The organism is Mesorhizobium sp. P3_A2 (assembly GCF_056403115.1).
This window is the reverse complement of record NZ_JBFUGC010000003.1, coordinates 500,323-514,443: the sequence shown is the minus strand read 5'-3', so window position 1 is coordinate 514,443 and position 14,121 is coordinate 500,323. Positions and strand designations below refer to the sequence as shown.

Here is a 14,121-nt window from a genome sequence, read left to right as displayed (position 1 = left end):
CGCCGCATGATCTGGCCTGAAAGGAAGGCGGCGAATACCTATCCGCCTCAATCGCGGTCCGAGTCACCACGGCGATCTAAGCGAGGTGGGCGGGACAGCAGTGCCGTATTGGAATTGTGACGATATTGGTATCCAATCGCGTGGCTTCCACATAAAACCGATTCTGGGCAGAGAAGGGGGCTCTCTTGGCAGGTGGCGTTCGGGCGGTCACGTTCGCGTTCTTAGGCGCGTTGATTATCGCAGCATCCGGCTACGCGGTATTGCCCGACGCATTCGAATCGGCAAAGGCCTATTGGCTTCAAGATGACCCGGTCGTCACTGCTGAATATCGATTGAAAAAAGTTCCGAAAAGCGAATACGAACGCCTGATCGATAAGGCGCTTTCAGAGTCAGATTTCGAACTGGCGACAAGCCTCAAGTCCTTAGCAGAAGATCAGGGTATCTATCTTCCTGCAGACGTAGTCGCAAAAATAGACAAGTCGACACCAAACGAGTCCACTATCCAGGATGTTTGGGTCGGAGCGACGACCGGCAAGGCCGAAAGCTGGCCAGGCTTTGCAGCTGCTACTGTCTCTGATTTCCTGGTGATTGGCGATATCCGTGATCTTATCCAACAGGCTACCGCATATCCTGACTATGATCCTGTTGTGGTCACACTCGCGGGGACTGGGGTGGTGCTTACAGGGGTGACAGCCGCAACAATCGCGGCGAGCATTCTGACTGGTGGTGTTGCTGCGCCATCAGTCGCTATGGTTGCACCCGAGAAGGTGGGCGTTTCTATCCTGAAGACTGCGAAAAAAATGAGAAAGCTTAGCCCCAGACTCGAGGGCGACCTTATGCAAATCGCCAGCAAGGCAATCGACACGGATGCGTTGAGCTCCCTTTCGGGGCTTGCACGCAAGCTGGACTGGGACGGCTTCATCCGAGCCGGCAAGAAGGTTGTCCGCAGGGAGGCGATTGATCAATTGGCGGATAGTGCCAAATCCCTTGGCACTATCGCGAAAAGCCAAGGCTACCGTGCAACCATCCAGACGTTGGAGACGGCCCAATCCACTCGGGAGATTGGACGAGCTGGGAAACTGTCGGAGAAATTCCCCAAGGGGTTTCGCGGTCTGCTAGCTCTTGGCGTCGCCACTGGTGGCTTTTTGGTTTCGATGGTCGCTTGGACCGCGTCTGGGCTTCTTTGGCTGCTCGGCGCAGCCTATTTTGTGTTCAGAGTAGCTCGCTTCACACTGCGTCTCCTGAAACCGCGTCCTAAAGCGATCGCTAGCTGACAATTCCGGAATACGAAATCATCTCGCCTGACGGCGCGAGCCGAATGTAGGCTCTTTTCCCGCGGCGGCCGACCGCCATAAAGACAAGGCGTTCAGAGCCGACCTCAACCAGCCGTAATGCGTTGCCCTCCGCGTCGTAGTGGGTAACGTCTTCTTCGCCTGTCTCCCACACACCAGCGCTGTCCAAGAAGCGCTCATTGGTCTTCCTTACCGCAATCGAATCGAGCCGCGACCGCCTTTCCGCAAGGCCCGTCATCAGCCCAGCAAGCGACCCAATCAGGGACAGAGCAACCGCAGCCGTGGTCGCCAGGGTGCATGTGGCTGGGCCGAATATCAGGCCTGCGAACGCCACTGTTGCACCACCGATCAACGCCCCGCCCGTCGCGATCGCAAGGTTGCCCAACACCGTATTGAGGATTGTCCCCCAGCGGCTTCGGTCATGTCCTCTGACCATTCCCCGCACACCATAAAATGGCAGGACCGCAGCGGCCAGAACAACGGCAAGGAAAAGCAAGAGCCCGCCGTTTCGCTTCGTCGTATTCCAGACGTCACGGCCGGCAGACAGACCGAATCCCGCGACTGCTGAATTGGAAACCTTCGACCGCGTGCTAGCGGTTCCTCTACGCCCCATTCTCCGCCCCCAAGCCATTGCATGGCCAGAATGCCAATATTCCCCCGGGAAGCAACAGGGCGTGTCTCGCTTCGACGAGCTATTGTCACGGAGAGTGCCAACTGGTGTCGCGATGAGGGCGGGCATTCGGTCTTTGCCGTCGAAAACACGAGCCATATCGGCGAAATTGCGCTTACAGCGCTTTGCCTTGTTCCCCTCCTAATTCGCCGTCTTCAAGTCGCTATAAAATCTATAGAACATTATCGAAGACTTGAACGACGAGGCAGTATATCATGAGAAATACCGAGACAAGACCATATGCCAATACACGCCTAGCGAAATTTGTTGAAAGGCGAATTCTCGAATTGAAGGCAAAAAAGACGCAGTCGACTATCGCCAGTGAGGCCGGATTCTCGCAACACAACATGCTCACGAACATCAAGCTCGGCAATAGCAAGCTGCCGCTTGACCGTGTTCCGGCTCTGGCTAAGGCGCTCGAGGTAGATCCGGCCCTCCTTTTTATGATGGCCGTCGAGCAGCTCGGCGGAGACACGACGGAGTTGGCCATCCGCAAGATCTTCGGGACCCTCGTTACCGAAAACGAGACGGCCTGGCTGGAGGAAATCCGCAAAGCGTCCGACTATTCAGATCCGAGCCTCACGTCCAGGTCGAGGGCTGTTCTCCGCGGGATCTTCGGCAAATGACCGGCGCCGACGGAGACAAAGTCATCTTGGACATAGCGATAACGCCAAATGAAATCGCCTGGATTGAGTTCATCAGGCTGGCGAGCCGCGACACCGACCCGGCCCCGACGTTGGGCCGAGTTCAGCGACTCCAGCAAATTTTCCGATATCGAGCCGCTAACTGATGTCTAAAGGGCCCTACTTCAATCCGCGTTGGGACGGAGCTTCCATCCCAGAACGGCACTGGCATTTTCATCGGCAACTCTTAATCCGCTATGGGATCGTCCTCGGACCCGGTGAGTTCTCTGACATGGTTCACGACATCAAGACTGGTTACGCCAAGGTGATTGAGAAGCGATCAAAGAAGACAGCCATCTACTCCGTTAGGATCGACCGCCTGGGCGAACGGGTCTATGTGCTGTCAGATGGCAAGCGTATCATCACTGCATGGCCGCCGGAGAAGCGGCTCAACGAGAAGCGCCGCCGAATGGGCGAGAGATGACCCAATCTGACCAAAGCGGATTTGCGGCTTCCGGAATTTAGAAATCGATAGCAGACATTCAACCATTAGGGATTGAACCTCCAATTGGACTTGCCTTTGTCGAAACGGATGTCTGCACGCCCGCTCTGTGATATCGCTCGTTAATACGGCTCGTCGTCACCGGCGTCTGTCGCATAGCCAGCAGGTGGCGCATTCGGCTCGTCCGGGTTGTCGTCGTGTTCCGCGTGGTCCTTCGGGTGCTTAACACTTTGCGCTGCCGAGGTGAGTTCGTCCTGCGAACCGCCACTTGCGGAGACAACATAGCCGCTATTGGCAACTTTGGTGAATTCCGCCCTAAAGCCACGCTTGCGCAGCCGGACCGCCATAGCTTCCGCGTCTTCCAGGTCGATGGCATAAAAGTCCTTTGTCGCCATGTTTGACATATCCCGTGCTTATCTAGCTTCACATCATCACTGTCGATATGGCTCGTCATCTCCCGCCGGTGCAAAATCTACACTCGCCGGCGCTACCCTATGAGCATCGACAATGACTAGGCGAAGCAAGATAACAAGCAAGATGACGCCAATTGCCATAACCAGCGTTTTCTTCATTGTCGCCCCTCTCTCGGTGTTCACCTATCGGGGAGCAGCCGTAACTGCTCGTATGCCGAGCTCGCTCTTCTTCATTTCCATTTGCCGATAACTAAAACTTGCGGCATTATGTGACGTTGGCGCCAAATCTAAAAGCTTTTCAAGTGGGGCGCGAAGCAAAAGGGGGAGCGACATGAGCAGCACACTGGCTTGGGTCATCGGTGCCGCGTTGGCGGTCGTCGTTATTTGGGCGCTTATCATGGGCCGGCGCTTTCTCAGAGGTAGCCTTCGATTCGGTAACCTGTCTGCGGAACTCCAGGGCAAACAGGAAGCGCGCGTCAGCGAGGTCACTGCCAAAGGCAAGGACATCTCGGTTGCGGCTACTGGCACCAACTCTCTCGTGGAGAAAACCCGAGCTCAAGGCAGCGGCATAAACATTAGTGCCAGCACGACGCCGAATCCTGTCGAGAAGGGGTCCCAGGACGATAGTGCAGGTCCTAAGTCTTGAATCAGCTTCTGATCGCCAATTATGTGGAGCCACGCGGCAAGCTGCGGGCGCTCGCCGCGCCGGACTGTCCGTTCAGCGCTGTATTCGTGGAGGGCGGCGAACACTACGGCAAGACATTCCTGCTCGAATGCTTCAAGTCCGAGGTGAGCGCTCGGGTTATCCTTGTTGCGCTTGATAAGCGCCGTGTCGTGCCAGCCCCACGCGAGCTTTTGGCCGAGATCGCCACCCTCCTCGGCTGGCAGCATTTCCCTAGTTTTGACGGGGCGATGCAGGCGCAGCAGCGACCGATCCAAGCCAGTGTCAGTAACGTCTCGGTTGAGGGTAGCTATGTAAACGTGCAGGCCATCGCGCAGGAAAGCGAGGACGATCGCTTACTCGCCGCCATCCGTCTCACCGGCGCCTTCCTCGAGGATCTGCGTGCTCTGCCGGAGATGTTGCGTCCGCTGATCCTTGCCTTTGACGGCTATGACGCAAGCGCATCCCTGATCGATCGCTGGTTCGACCGCGTCCTTGTTGAGGGCCTATGTGGTATCGAGCACGCGCGGCTCATCGTCTGTGGTCGCCAAGTGCCATCCACCACCGTGAAACGGCGAACTCCAGCCGGACGGTTCATTGAGGTGCCCCTTAAGGGCGTGGCTGATGAGCAGGAGTGGATGCAGATTATCGCCGCACTCAAGTGCCACCTGCCGGGAGATGACGAAGGGAGCCGCGCCGGATATCTGCGCGGTATCGTCGCGGCCTTCAACGGCGCGCCGGGGCTCATCGTCGCTCATCTCAGAACGTTGTGAGCTATGCCGACCGAACCTCCTTCCGAAAAGGATAACGGCCAACGGGTGCTACTGCAGCGCACGCTTGAGCGGTTACCCGGCCCAGCGCGCAAAGTGCTGGAGACCCTCTCGTTTCCGCATTGGTTTGACAACTCCATCCTAGAGCGGCTGGTCGCCGAGGGGGAAATCGATGCTCAGCTTGCCGCCGAGGCCAGGGACTCGATGGGATGGGGTCTCATTGAGCGCTGGAGCGACGGCGCTCTTGCCGTGCTTACGCCGGTGCGCGAACTGGTGTTAGACGACGCTACGACTGACGCGCAGGCCTATCGTAGGCACTGCTTATTGTTCGCAGATACATTCGATTCGCTGGCGCGCAATGGCGGCAATGTGTTTGATCATGCAGAGTCCGTCTTTCACCGGCTCGCCGCCGAGCCGGAGCGCGGCGCCGAGCTTCTGCTGGCCGATGGCATCACTTGGAAGTCTGAGCCGCTGTTTGCCTTCGATGCGCTTGAGCGTCTTATCTCCGGCGCGCGCGAGCAGCAGCGAAGGGGCTTTCTAACAGAGCGTGCTGGTCGATATGTCGAACTGCTCGCGCTTTATCTGCCGCATGCCGGGAACAACGCCCGCGCCGAGGAGCAGATCCTCCGTCGGTTGATGGAACATGAGCCAGCTGTTGATCTCTATGAAGCTGAGCTGCGGCTGCGGCTCGGCCTTGCGGTTCTGTCCCGCGGCGGCACCACCGAGGCATACGATCTCTTTGAGGTCGCCAAGGCGCTGTTCGAAAAGGCCGGCGTTGCGCGCGGGAAAGCTGATGCACTGCGCTCGCTCGGCCGCGCATCGCTACGCGCGGACCAGTTGGAGCAGGCGCGCGACCTGTTCGTCAGTGCGCGTAGTATGTTTGATGCGCTTGGACTAACCGTCTCGTCCGCCCACTGCGTGAAGGCGTTGGCTGAGACCGAGTTCTACCGAGGCCGATGGAACGATGCCGAGCCACTTTTCCAGCGGGCACTCTCGGATTTTACCGCCACTGCGGGCTACCTCGGCGAGGCCAATACGCGCGTCGTTTATGCTCAGTTGCTCTCAGCACGCGCCGATTTTGACGCGGCGCGCCAACACATCGATCTCGCTACCGGTATCTATGAGGCGATAGGGCACAGCCTTGGGCTTGCTAACTGCCTTAAGAACCGTGCGGTCGCCCTGTTCGAGGACGAGCAATACGAGCATGCCTCGAAGGTGCTGGCTGAGGCGTTCAAGAGCTACGCGGACTGGGGCAGTGAGTCGGGCCGCGCGAATTGCTGGCTATGGAGCGCTGCCTGTGAGATTCGGCTCGGCCGACCCGAGAAAGCACTGCCCTTACTTAACAAAGCTGCAGCCACCTTCGCGAGTATCGGCGAGCGCTTCGGCAAGGCCGGCGTGTTACGCGAGCAAGGCCTTGCCGCGCTCGCAGCTGGCCATCCTCTGGATGCTTTGAAGCCACTGCAGCTTGCGCGTGACGAATTCCTGGCAGTCGGCAATGAGGTAGAAGCAAAAATCGCGGGGGTGGCGATCGGCCAGGCAGCAGTGGCGGCCGATTTCCCCCCGCCCTTCACGCGCGCTACTGTTTACCCAATCGCCGTCGACGCGGCCCACACCTTTGCGAACATTGGCTCCCGTCGCCACTTGCGCGATGCCAAGGCGCTCATCAGTTCGAGCGAGACCCGCGAAATAATCGCCAAGTCACCACTCTTCACTAGATTGATCCTCGATATATTAGAGCATACAGAATATCGTTTGATGAACCGGAGCGAAGATTATGAGAGTATATTAAGGTTGCGATACAAGTCCTTTCTATCAGCGAATTTAATCTCGCCCTCGCCAGACCGTGTGTTAAAATTTCCAGGTGATGAGAATTCAGACATCTTCGGCGTCTTTATCGATGGGGTCCTGGCATCGACCATAAGAGTCGATCATATAGTGCAGCCCTACCAGACAGAGTCTCCATTTCGCCAATTCGACAGGGTGATGCCGGCAGAACTCACGAATGCAGTCGGAGCGTTCGCATTCGCTGCCGATCCACACTTGTCGACACAATATCGTTCAATTCCCTGGTTGACCCTTAGGTTATGGCTGGTCGGCGCGGAATATTTTAATGCGAAAAATCTTCTGGTGATCGCCAGAAGGGAACAAATCGCCTTCTACAAACGTAGCTTTTACTCAGAGAAAATTTCTGTTTCAGCTGACGCGCAAGGGATAGAATGGATTCTACTATCGTCTCCATTTGAGAAGATAAAAAACAAATTGTATTCGCGATTTCCATTTTTAACGAGCACGGCGATAGAGCAGAGATTGCTATTCGGTCACGCAAATGAAGAAGCCACGGCCCTTACGGTATTGCCGTCAGCAAAGTATTACGGGAATTATTCGTCGGAGGCGGAGGAAGACTACTTCGAAGTGATGATGATAGCCTGATAGATATAAATATTGCGTCGATTGATATCATCGCTGATTCTATCTCGGTTGTCGGGGCTAAGTCAGCATTGTTGTTTAAGAATTATTCTTAACTGAACGCAATCCTGCTTTGGAGGGTGAAATGCCAACTTCTAGTTACAACCATCCACTCTTTGGACTTGTTACTTTTAAGACAAAGCACTCTACGTGGGTGCGAGGTGACGGCATCACCTTCACGGGCGGATTTGACGTCAGACAAATCCAGAAGGTTCACATACCGCAATTGGATAAAATACCCGGGACACATGGGGGTAATCTGGAATTTCATCAACGAGCGCATGCTCAAGTGCTAGCGACCTTCGCTGAGATCGAGCGCCTTGGACTATTGCATCACATCAAGACATGCGCGGGCTCGCTGAATTTCCGCCTGAAGAAGCCAATATCTGGCAGGCTCAGCAAGGAGCCGTCCAACCATGCTTTTGGCATTGCTATTGATCTCAATGCAGATGACGGGTCACTCGGCGCCTCCGTTGCACCAGTCGCACCAGTGTTTGAAAATCTTGGATTTCGATGGGGTAAGGCCTTCAGCGATCCGATGCATTTCGAGGTGAAGACGTTCATTGACCATCCCAAGGCCCTTTCGAGCCCTGTGAGCGTGACAATCGATGGGAAGTCAAGCGATCTCGAGGCGAAGAACCTCTTCGGCGAAGTCGTCGCCAAACTTTCTGATCTAGAGACCCTGTTTGATCTCGATGTGTCGCCGGCGTCTGAATCGACCATCATCGCACATGGCAAGATGGGCATCGCCCTAACGGAGTTGAGGCACTTCGGCGACCAAGTTTATGCATCGCTTCCGCCATTGGCGGGGGCTGGGGGGTATCACAGTTCCTTCGACAACGTGTCGAAGGTTATGCATCTGAAGAAGGCATGACTTGAGCGCGTCATTGTTGAACCACACTGCGTGTCGTCTCAGATAAAAAGCATCTGCGCCTTCGAAATCGTGCAGCCGCCGATAGGCGAAGGCGTCGGCCGCTACTCCCCGCGGGCACTTGCGCAGACTTAGGTCCATCTGGGTGCGACGAAGGATAGCGGTAGGCGCGGCTCAATGCCGACGAGGCCGTGGCCCAGCGTATTGTTGCGGCAGTTCTCGTCGACAGACTCAATCATCGATCGCTGCCAGGCCGCTCAAACTGCCCTATGAGGTCTTCGCCGCTTCAATGGGAAAAGTTTGAACGGAGGTGGCGCGCCGCAAAGAGATTCGATTTGCTTGGCGAGCAATTTTACCCGACATCGAACCTTGCGACAGCCCAGCAATCGCAAGAACTGATAGGCGCAACCGATCATCCAAATGGCCTGCCTGCGGAGTCTTGGCTTTTCCTTAAACTGCCCAGAACAAAGGGAGCCAGGGGCTGACTCGGTGTTTAGAGTGATTGGGTTTCAACCGCAGTGTTCGTCAGCCCAAAATCAGCCTGGCATCATCGCGCCAGCCAACCAGCCTAGCGAGGTGTTCCCGAAGGATTGCCTCGCGTTCCGGAGGACCATCCGCCAGCATTTCCAGGGCGTCTGCGATCGCTTCTTCAAGCGTTGTCCAACGGCCAGTTGTCTCGGTCCTCGAATGAATTCTGGCGGCTATGGCGCGGGCATAGTCGGCACGCATATTAGCGGGCATAACATGAGGCGCATCAATGTAGATCAGTCGCCGCGAAAGCCCCCTGAGGCGCCGGTCTTCAAACTGCCCCGAAAGTTCAAGCCGACGCGGCCATCCCACGTCGCGGAACTCTTCAATCCGCGATTGGTCCGACCGGGAGTAGAAGCTGCCGTATATCTGCTCTTCGAGATGGGGACTCTCTGGGAAAGGAGAGCGAGCCTGCAAAACAGCTGAGATCAGCCGCCGGCGCAGACCTTCGTCACTGCGCACCAGTTCCGATCGGCGAGTGATCTCCTCCATCCCCAAATCATATCCACGGGCTTTTTCGCCAACCGTTTCGATCGGCAAGAACAAAGGCGATGCGTTGAGCTTCAAGGAGGACACAGGCCTCGGCTTCGTTTTGATATGTGCCGCCAGTTCCTCGTCGGTCATCGTGGAGAGGGCTGCGGGATCTTGTCTGAGATCCAACAAGAAGACTTCGCCCGAATTGTCCGGATTGGTTCCGATGGCGGTCACCAGGAAGGAGGAGCACAGGCCGAAGCGCAGGCGCGTCGCTACGAAGACGGGATTCAGCTCAACGTATTGGGTGGCGGTGGACTTCGACCGGTATGCAATGGCGGATTCCCAAACCACCGGGGCACGGTCCTTTATCAGCCGGGCGATATGGATGGTGGCATAAACGTCAGCCAAAGCGTCGTGGGCGTTGCCGTGCTCAAAGCCGTTGGCAGGAGCCAGCCGATCAAGCTTGAAGCTTGTCCGTCCCTTTTCATTGATGGGCCAATTGAACCCTTCCGGCGCGAACGTGTGTGCAGCAATCGCAAGTGGCATGATGTCCAACCGCGAATTGCCGCCGGTGTTCGTGAGATAGATCGGGAGCAGGCTCGAATAGAAGGCCCGCCGAAGCAGCTCCTCATCGAAAATGATCGAGTTATAGCCGACCACGGTCGCGGGAGACCAAGCCGTCAAGACCTCATGAATTCGCCTGCACATCTCGTAGTGCGAGGGGATCTGCAAATCGAACAGCTGATCAACACGCACGCCAGTGACCACCATGGCGCCAGGCGAGGGGACGATGTGTGGGAGCAACCGGCAACGTATCTCGAAAGTGTCGATGACTTTCAGATCATCATCGGTCAGAACCGCTGCGAACTGCAGTATCTGATCGAAGCATCGGTCAGCGCCGGTGGTCTCGGTGTCGTAGAAGATAAAAGCCATCAGCAGCCCATTTGAGGCAGATCATGCAAGACAATTCGCATAAGGAGCAAGGGCGAATGCACGGGACGCGAGGTGCATTGGTTCCTGTCTGGACCGGTGTGGCGGTTCGTTGTCCGTGGTTGCTCACCTATCTGATGAATCGCGCCCTGAACGCTCCAAGCCAATGCGGGGGCCGATTCCTGCGCGGCCCCTGTTGCGAGGACATGCCAATCCGAATCCCCAGGAACCAACCAACATCCTCACACGTGCAAACTGCCCCACACATGAAGTCCTAGGAATACCGCGGTCCAACTATCCGGATGCCTTTTGGCGCCACCAAGACCAAAAAAACGGAAGTGCCTCTCCAAGTGGGTTACGTCAGCACAGTTTCTGGATCATCGCGGCTAAGCGGGCCCATTGGCGATCCTGAGCCTCTGGTCCGCCTGAAAAGAGGGTCGCCAAACCTCCTGTGTGATGAACGCCAAATACGGGGATTGAACCCACCCTAAGCGGCGCCTCTCCTAAAGAACTGGCTATGGATGCGTATCTGCATCCCTGTGAAAATCGTATTGCATTGTAAGCTGATGAGCCGATGCAGAGGACCACGCGCGGCTTAATTATCTCTATCTGTGGCAGTGCATACTCTAGGGCACTTCTGCGCATATCTCTAATATTGATTATTTCAGTCATCTTGCCAGGTTTTATAAAAACGAATGCGTCAGTGGCAAAGGTTTCCTCAAACGTGGTATGCAAGTGTTCTCTTAGGAGTCGGAAAAGATTTTGGTTTGAAGGCAGGCTAGGCGTATATCCAAACTCAAATTGGTCTTGGTCGAACTCACCAGACAGAAAATCCTCTGATGCCCAATCTTGAGCGATCAACATGATCCTAGGTGACAGATTGGAAGCAGTTTTTGACCAAGGCACAACATGGTCATCAAAGTCGAAGACGCTTCCATGGAAATCGCCGATTTTACTATACGGAACTGTGTAGCCGGACAGAGGGGAGCCAGCAGAGGGCTCACGCCTTTTTCTAACGAGTTCCCTTATTTGGGCAATCTTTCTGCGGTTGGTCATCGATCTTCCCCGGGTCGTGGTTTTCAGGCAGCTCGGTGGGAAACGAAGCGTCTGTGGCTAACTAGGTGAGGCTAGCCTCGAATAACTGGTCGGCCCTGGATTCGAGACGATCTCGCCAGGCAAGCTTAGTCAGCCAATCCTCGGGTATTCCGGACGCCCCGTAGACGGCGCCCGCAAGCTGGCCGGCGATCGCGGCAGTGGTGTCGGCGTCGTTACCAAGATTGGCAGCGATCAGAATTGCCGAGCGAAAATCTGTGGTGCGATTGACCGCCCAGAGCGCTGCCTGCAAAGACTCTGAGACAAAGCCGGAACCGTTTATTTCATTCCGGTGCACGCCGCGAAAACCGCCTTCCACCGCATCTGCCTCAGGCCCGGTGAGGAGCTCTGTCAGCGGGTGGCCTTCTATCGCCTTCACCAGCAGGCACGCGAGAGCACAAGACGCGTCGATGGTCGGTGGCGAGCCATGGGTGGTGCGCGTCTGCCGCCGGGCGACATCGAGCGCCGCCTCAAGACTGCGCCAATGACGAATCGCCACCGGTGAGAGCCTCATAAGGGCCCCGTTACCGGAGGCCCTTGGATCCGGAGATCCAGCGTAGGGATCACCAGTGCGACGATAGCGGTCGAGGGCGCGACGCGTAGCGATGCCGATGTCGAAGCAGGATCCCGTGCAGGAATAGACTCCGTCTTTCCACCAGTTGACGAAGCGGTCCATAAGATCGCCTGGGTCGAGCTCTGGATTAGTGTCCAGGCTCTCTGCCAACGCCAGCGCCATCGCGGTGTCGTCTGTCCACTGGCCCGGTTCAAGGCCATGCGGACCGCCGCCGATCATGTCTTCGATCAGGGCGAACTCCGGCTTGCTGCTGAATTCGATCGCTGCTCCGACCGCGTCGCCTACCGCGAGACCTAGCAAAGCACCAATCGCGCGGTCGCGGACTCTTTCAAGTTCCCGAGATGGCTTGGCGTCGTCGGTCGGTCGTCCGCCAGCAATCCATCGTTCCTGGGCTTTCGTCTCCGCGGCCCTCGGGTGTCGCGCCTGGCGCACCGTCGCGAGTGCCTCCTCCGGATCCATACCCAGTTCGACTAGCAATCGCGCCGAAACCATGCCGGCCCGCCCGATCCCGCCCCGACAATGGATGAGCACCTTGTTTCTGCGTTTGACCAGGCCTCGAAGCGCGGCCGAATGTGCGGGCCATGCCTGTTCAAACCGAGCGTCAGGCACGTCAACGTCGGGGATCGGCAGGTGGTGCCATTCCATATGGCGGCGGCGCACCTCTTCCCCGAGCCGTTCGATCTGCAACTCCCTGAACTCGTGCTCTTCGATCAGGCTGACGACCGCTGCGGCCCCCCACCGAGAGACTTCATCGAGATCGGCGCCGAGATCACGCTCGTGCACACCACCGTAGATGCTCGGACCGCGCTTACCCGGCGCCAAAGTGATGCCTATGGCCCCTTCGGCAGTGGCGACTTCGTCAATCCTTAACGAGCCTTTCATGTCGTATTTCCTTTCCAGCGAGGAAACCGACCATTACCATTTCCGTTAGGCGAGTTTTCTCATCTACCGGGTTTTTCCGAAATAGGATCGCATGGAAAAGGAAAGAGATCCCTTGGAGGAGTATATCGGCTTTTACTGGACGAGGCGCGTCAACTGGGCGGGATTTCGTGAGCTGCCAACCGATGTGAACCAGGCGGCAAAACTGAGTAGGACGATCAAATACCAGGTTGAAACCGTCCGTGGTTACGTGAGGCAGCAGGGAGGAGCATTTTTTCGGGAATTCGTTTGTATCGACAACGATCCTAAACAAGCCCCGGTCATGATCGACAAAAAATTGGTCCCTGTGATTGACTTGTGCAAACAACACGGCTGCTGGTTGGTCTATGTCGATTTCGGGGAAGTTCAGCCGCTTCGACGCACTATAAGAATGCGCGAAATTCTCAGGAACAGCGGCTTGACCGAACTGGGGCTGGAACCGATTGCTCTGCCCCCAGAGAGCCTGGCAGGTTTCAATCCGATTAGGCATTTCCAAGAGTGGCAGGCCACCGATTTCCTCAGCAAGGAGGAACACGTAAACAGAGTGAGGCACGCCTTCGAAGAGGCATTGCTGTGCGTCCCTGAGGGCAGGGGTCGTCCGAAAGCCATCGCGAACTATTTGAACGACCGATCAATTTTGACGATAAGAGGGAAGGAGTGGAATCAGTCAAACGTTGAAAAGTTCTTCATGTCGTTCAGTCGCAACTGATCGTCCGCCTTTGCCAAAGGGTCGCAAAAGGCATTGCCTGTCAGCACACTTAACTCCGGCAACCAACAGGTCAACATATGGCCAAGCATAGTCCACATCCCACCACGCCAGGTTGACGCTCCGGCAACCAATCTTGTTAAGTCATCATCCGTCCAAAGATAACTAGTTTACCCTAAGTTTACATTAAGTTGACCCCTGCAACCCGAAAAATAAAAATCGAATCGAGCGCAACCAGCGCGAACAGCACCCAAAACAGACGCAGACACAGCACCAGCGCGCGCCGACACACTCCAACGTCTACAGACAGCGGCCAGAGAACCGATAGCTTCTACAGCTCGCCCCTGACAGGAGTTTCGCCGAGAGTCTTGTAACGCAGTCAACGCTATAATGCTCAAGGGCTAAATAGCTATTCAACGACTGCACCGCAGAGCGCACCGGAGACGGATAGACGCTTCCTCCTATGAAGGCCCAACCAAGCCATCGCATGGAGAGGAGCACCCACCTAGCACGTTCGATGACCAAAGAGCACCGGTCCCTATGCGAGTGAGCGGATAGAGCCGTGGTCAGGAATTCGGCAATTGAGTGATTGAATTCACGCCCCGGCTCACGACGGCCCTCCTGGATTTCC

Annotated in this window: 13 protein-coding genes; 8 read left to right on the top strand and 5 right to left on the bottom strand. The window is 56.4% G+C overall.

The genetic code is table 11. The features are described from left to right. Positions 1-185: 185 nt before the first annotated feature. Positions 186-1,274, top strand: a complete 1,089-nt coding sequence (locus AC1DXM_RS10010; RefSeq protein ID WP_477232886.1) for a hypothetical protein — start codon at positions 186-188, stop codon at positions 1,272-1,274. Here AC1DXM_RS10010 and AC1DXM_RS10005 read toward each other — a convergent pair. Further along, the gene (locus AC1DXM_RS10005; protein ID WP_477232885.1) at positions 1,267-1,788 is read right to left on the bottom strand and encodes a hypothetical protein; all 522 of its coding nucleotides are present in this window, start codon (positions 1,786-1,788) and stop codon (positions 1,267-1,269) included. The genes AC1DXM_RS10010 and AC1DXM_RS10005 overlap by 8 nt on opposite strands. Before the next feature lie 389 nt (positions 1,789-2,177). Here AC1DXM_RS10005 and AC1DXM_RS10000 point away from each other — a divergent pair, with 389 nt between their 5' ends. Further along, positions 2,178-2,588, top strand: a complete 411-nt coding sequence (locus tag AC1DXM_RS10000) for an XRE family transcriptional regulator (RefSeq protein WP_477232884.1) — start codon at positions 2,178-2,180, stop codon at positions 2,586-2,588. 289 nt (positions 2,589-2,877) lie between these two features. Then, complete coding sequence (locus AC1DXM_RS09995) at positions 2,878-3,069, top strand: hypothetical protein (protein WP_477232883.1); 192 nt, start codon at positions 2,878-2,880, stop codon at positions 3,067-3,069. A 140-nt stretch (positions 3,070-3,209) separates the two neighbouring features. Here AC1DXM_RS09995 and AC1DXM_RS09990 read toward each other — a convergent pair whose 3' ends face one another. Next, positions 3,210-3,482 (bottom strand): hypothetical protein, encoded by a 273-nt coding sequence (locus AC1DXM_RS09990; RefSeq protein ID WP_477232882.1) that lies wholly within the window; start codon positions 3,480-3,482, stop codon positions 3,210-3,212. Positions 3,483-3,831: 349 nt separating this feature from the next. Between AC1DXM_RS09990 and AC1DXM_RS09985 the strand changes: the two genes are divergently transcribed. The 4 genes from AC1DXM_RS09985 to AC1DXM_RS09970 all read left to right on the top strand — a co-directional run bounded on the left by AC1DXM_RS09985 (position 3,832) and on the right by AC1DXM_RS09970 (position 8,271). Continuing rightward, a complete protein-coding gene (locus tag AC1DXM_RS09985; RefSeq protein WP_477232881.1) occupies positions 3,832-4,146 on the top strand; it encodes a hypothetical protein in 315 nt (104 codons plus the stop codon). Continuing rightward, positions 4,143-4,934 carry a hypothetical protein gene (locus AC1DXM_RS09980; RefSeq protein ID WP_477232880.1) on the top strand — a complete coding sequence of 264 codons (792 nt, stop codon included), beginning with the start codon at positions 4,143-4,145 and terminating at the stop codon, positions 4,932-4,934. The genes AC1DXM_RS09985 and AC1DXM_RS09980 overlap by 4 nt, the downstream gene beginning before the upstream one ends. Positions 4,935-4,937: 3 nt before the next feature. Then, positions 4,938-7,361, top strand: coding sequence for a tetratricopeptide repeat protein (locus AC1DXM_RS09975; RefSeq protein ID WP_477232879.1), 2,424 nt, complete (start codon positions 4,938-4,940; stop codon positions 7,359-7,361). Between the two features lie 121 nt (positions 7,362-7,482). Then, complete coding sequence (locus AC1DXM_RS09970; protein WP_477232878.1) at positions 7,483-8,271, top strand: M15 family metallopeptidase; 789 nt, start codon at positions 7,483-7,485, stop codon at positions 8,269-8,271. Positions 8,272-8,793: 522 nt separating this feature from the next. Here the strand turns inward: AC1DXM_RS09970 and AC1DXM_RS09965 are convergent. From AC1DXM_RS09965 to AC1DXM_RS09955, 3 genes are all read right to left on the bottom strand, one after another. Further along, a complete protein-coding gene (locus AC1DXM_RS09965) occupies positions 8,794-10,203 on the bottom strand; it encodes an exonuclease domain-containing protein (protein WP_477232877.1) in 1,410 nt (469 codons plus the stop codon). Between the two features lie 357 nt (positions 10,204-10,560). Further along, positions 10,561-11,256, bottom strand: a complete 696-nt coding sequence (locus tag AC1DXM_RS09960; protein WP_477232876.1) for a uracil-DNA glycosylase family protein — start codon at positions 11,254-11,256, stop codon at positions 10,561-10,563. A gap of 61 nt (positions 11,257-11,317) precedes the next feature. Further along, the gene (locus tag AC1DXM_RS09955; protein ID WP_477232875.1) at positions 11,318-12,748 is read right to left on the bottom strand and encodes an ADP-ribosylglycohydrolase family protein; all 1,431 of its coding nucleotides are present in this window, start codon (positions 12,746-12,748) and stop codon (positions 11,318-11,320) included. Positions 12,749-12,839: 91 nt separating this feature from the next. Between AC1DXM_RS09955 and AC1DXM_RS09950 the strand changes: the two genes are divergently transcribed. Continuing rightward, a complete protein-coding gene (locus AC1DXM_RS09950) occupies positions 12,840-13,493 on the top strand; it encodes a recombinase family protein (RefSeq protein WP_477232874.1) in 654 nt (217 codons plus the stop codon). Positions 13,494-14,121: the final 628 nt, after the last annotated feature.

Excerpts from the sequence above, each read along its gene's own strand:
- AC1DXM_RS09960 (WP_477232876.1), bottom strand. The coding sequence starts at position 11,256 with ATGACCAACCGCAGAAAGATTGCCCAAATAAGGGAACTCGTTAGAAAA.
- AC1DXM_RS09965 (WP_477232877.1), bottom strand. The coding sequence starts at position 10,203 with ATGGCTTTTATCTTCTACGACACCGAGACCACCGGCGCTGACCGATGC.
- AC1DXM_RS09985 (WP_477232881.1), top strand. The coding sequence starts at position 3,832 with ATGAGCAGCACACTGGCTTGGGTCATCGGTGCCGCGTTGGCGGTCGTC.
- AC1DXM_RS09990 (WP_477232882.1), bottom strand. The coding sequence starts at position 3,482 with ATGGCGACAAAGGACTTTTATGCCATCGACCTGGAAGACGCGGAAGCT.
- AC1DXM_RS09955 (WP_477232875.1), bottom strand. The coding sequence starts at position 12,748 with ATGAAAGGCTCGTTAAGGATTGACGAAGTCGCCACTGCCGAAGGGGCC.
- AC1DXM_RS09975 (WP_477232879.1), top strand. The coding sequence starts at position 4,938 with ATGCCGACCGAACCTCCTTCCGAAAAGGATAACGGCCAACGGGTGCTA.
- AC1DXM_RS09950 (WP_477232874.1), top strand. The coding sequence starts at position 12,840 with ATGGAAAAGGAAAGAGATCCCTTGGAGGAGTATATCGGCTTTTACTGG.
- AC1DXM_RS09970 (WP_477232878.1), top strand. The coding sequence starts at position 7,483 with ATGCCAACTTCTAGTTACAACCATCCACTCTTTGGACTTGTTACTTTT.
- AC1DXM_RS10000 (WP_477232884.1), top strand. The coding sequence starts at position 2,178 with ATGAGAAATACCGAGACAAGACCATATGCCAATACACGCCTAGCGAAA.
- AC1DXM_RS09995 (WP_477232883.1), top strand. The coding sequence starts at position 2,878 with ATGGTTCACGACATCAAGACTGGTTACGCCAAGGTGATTGAGAAGCGA.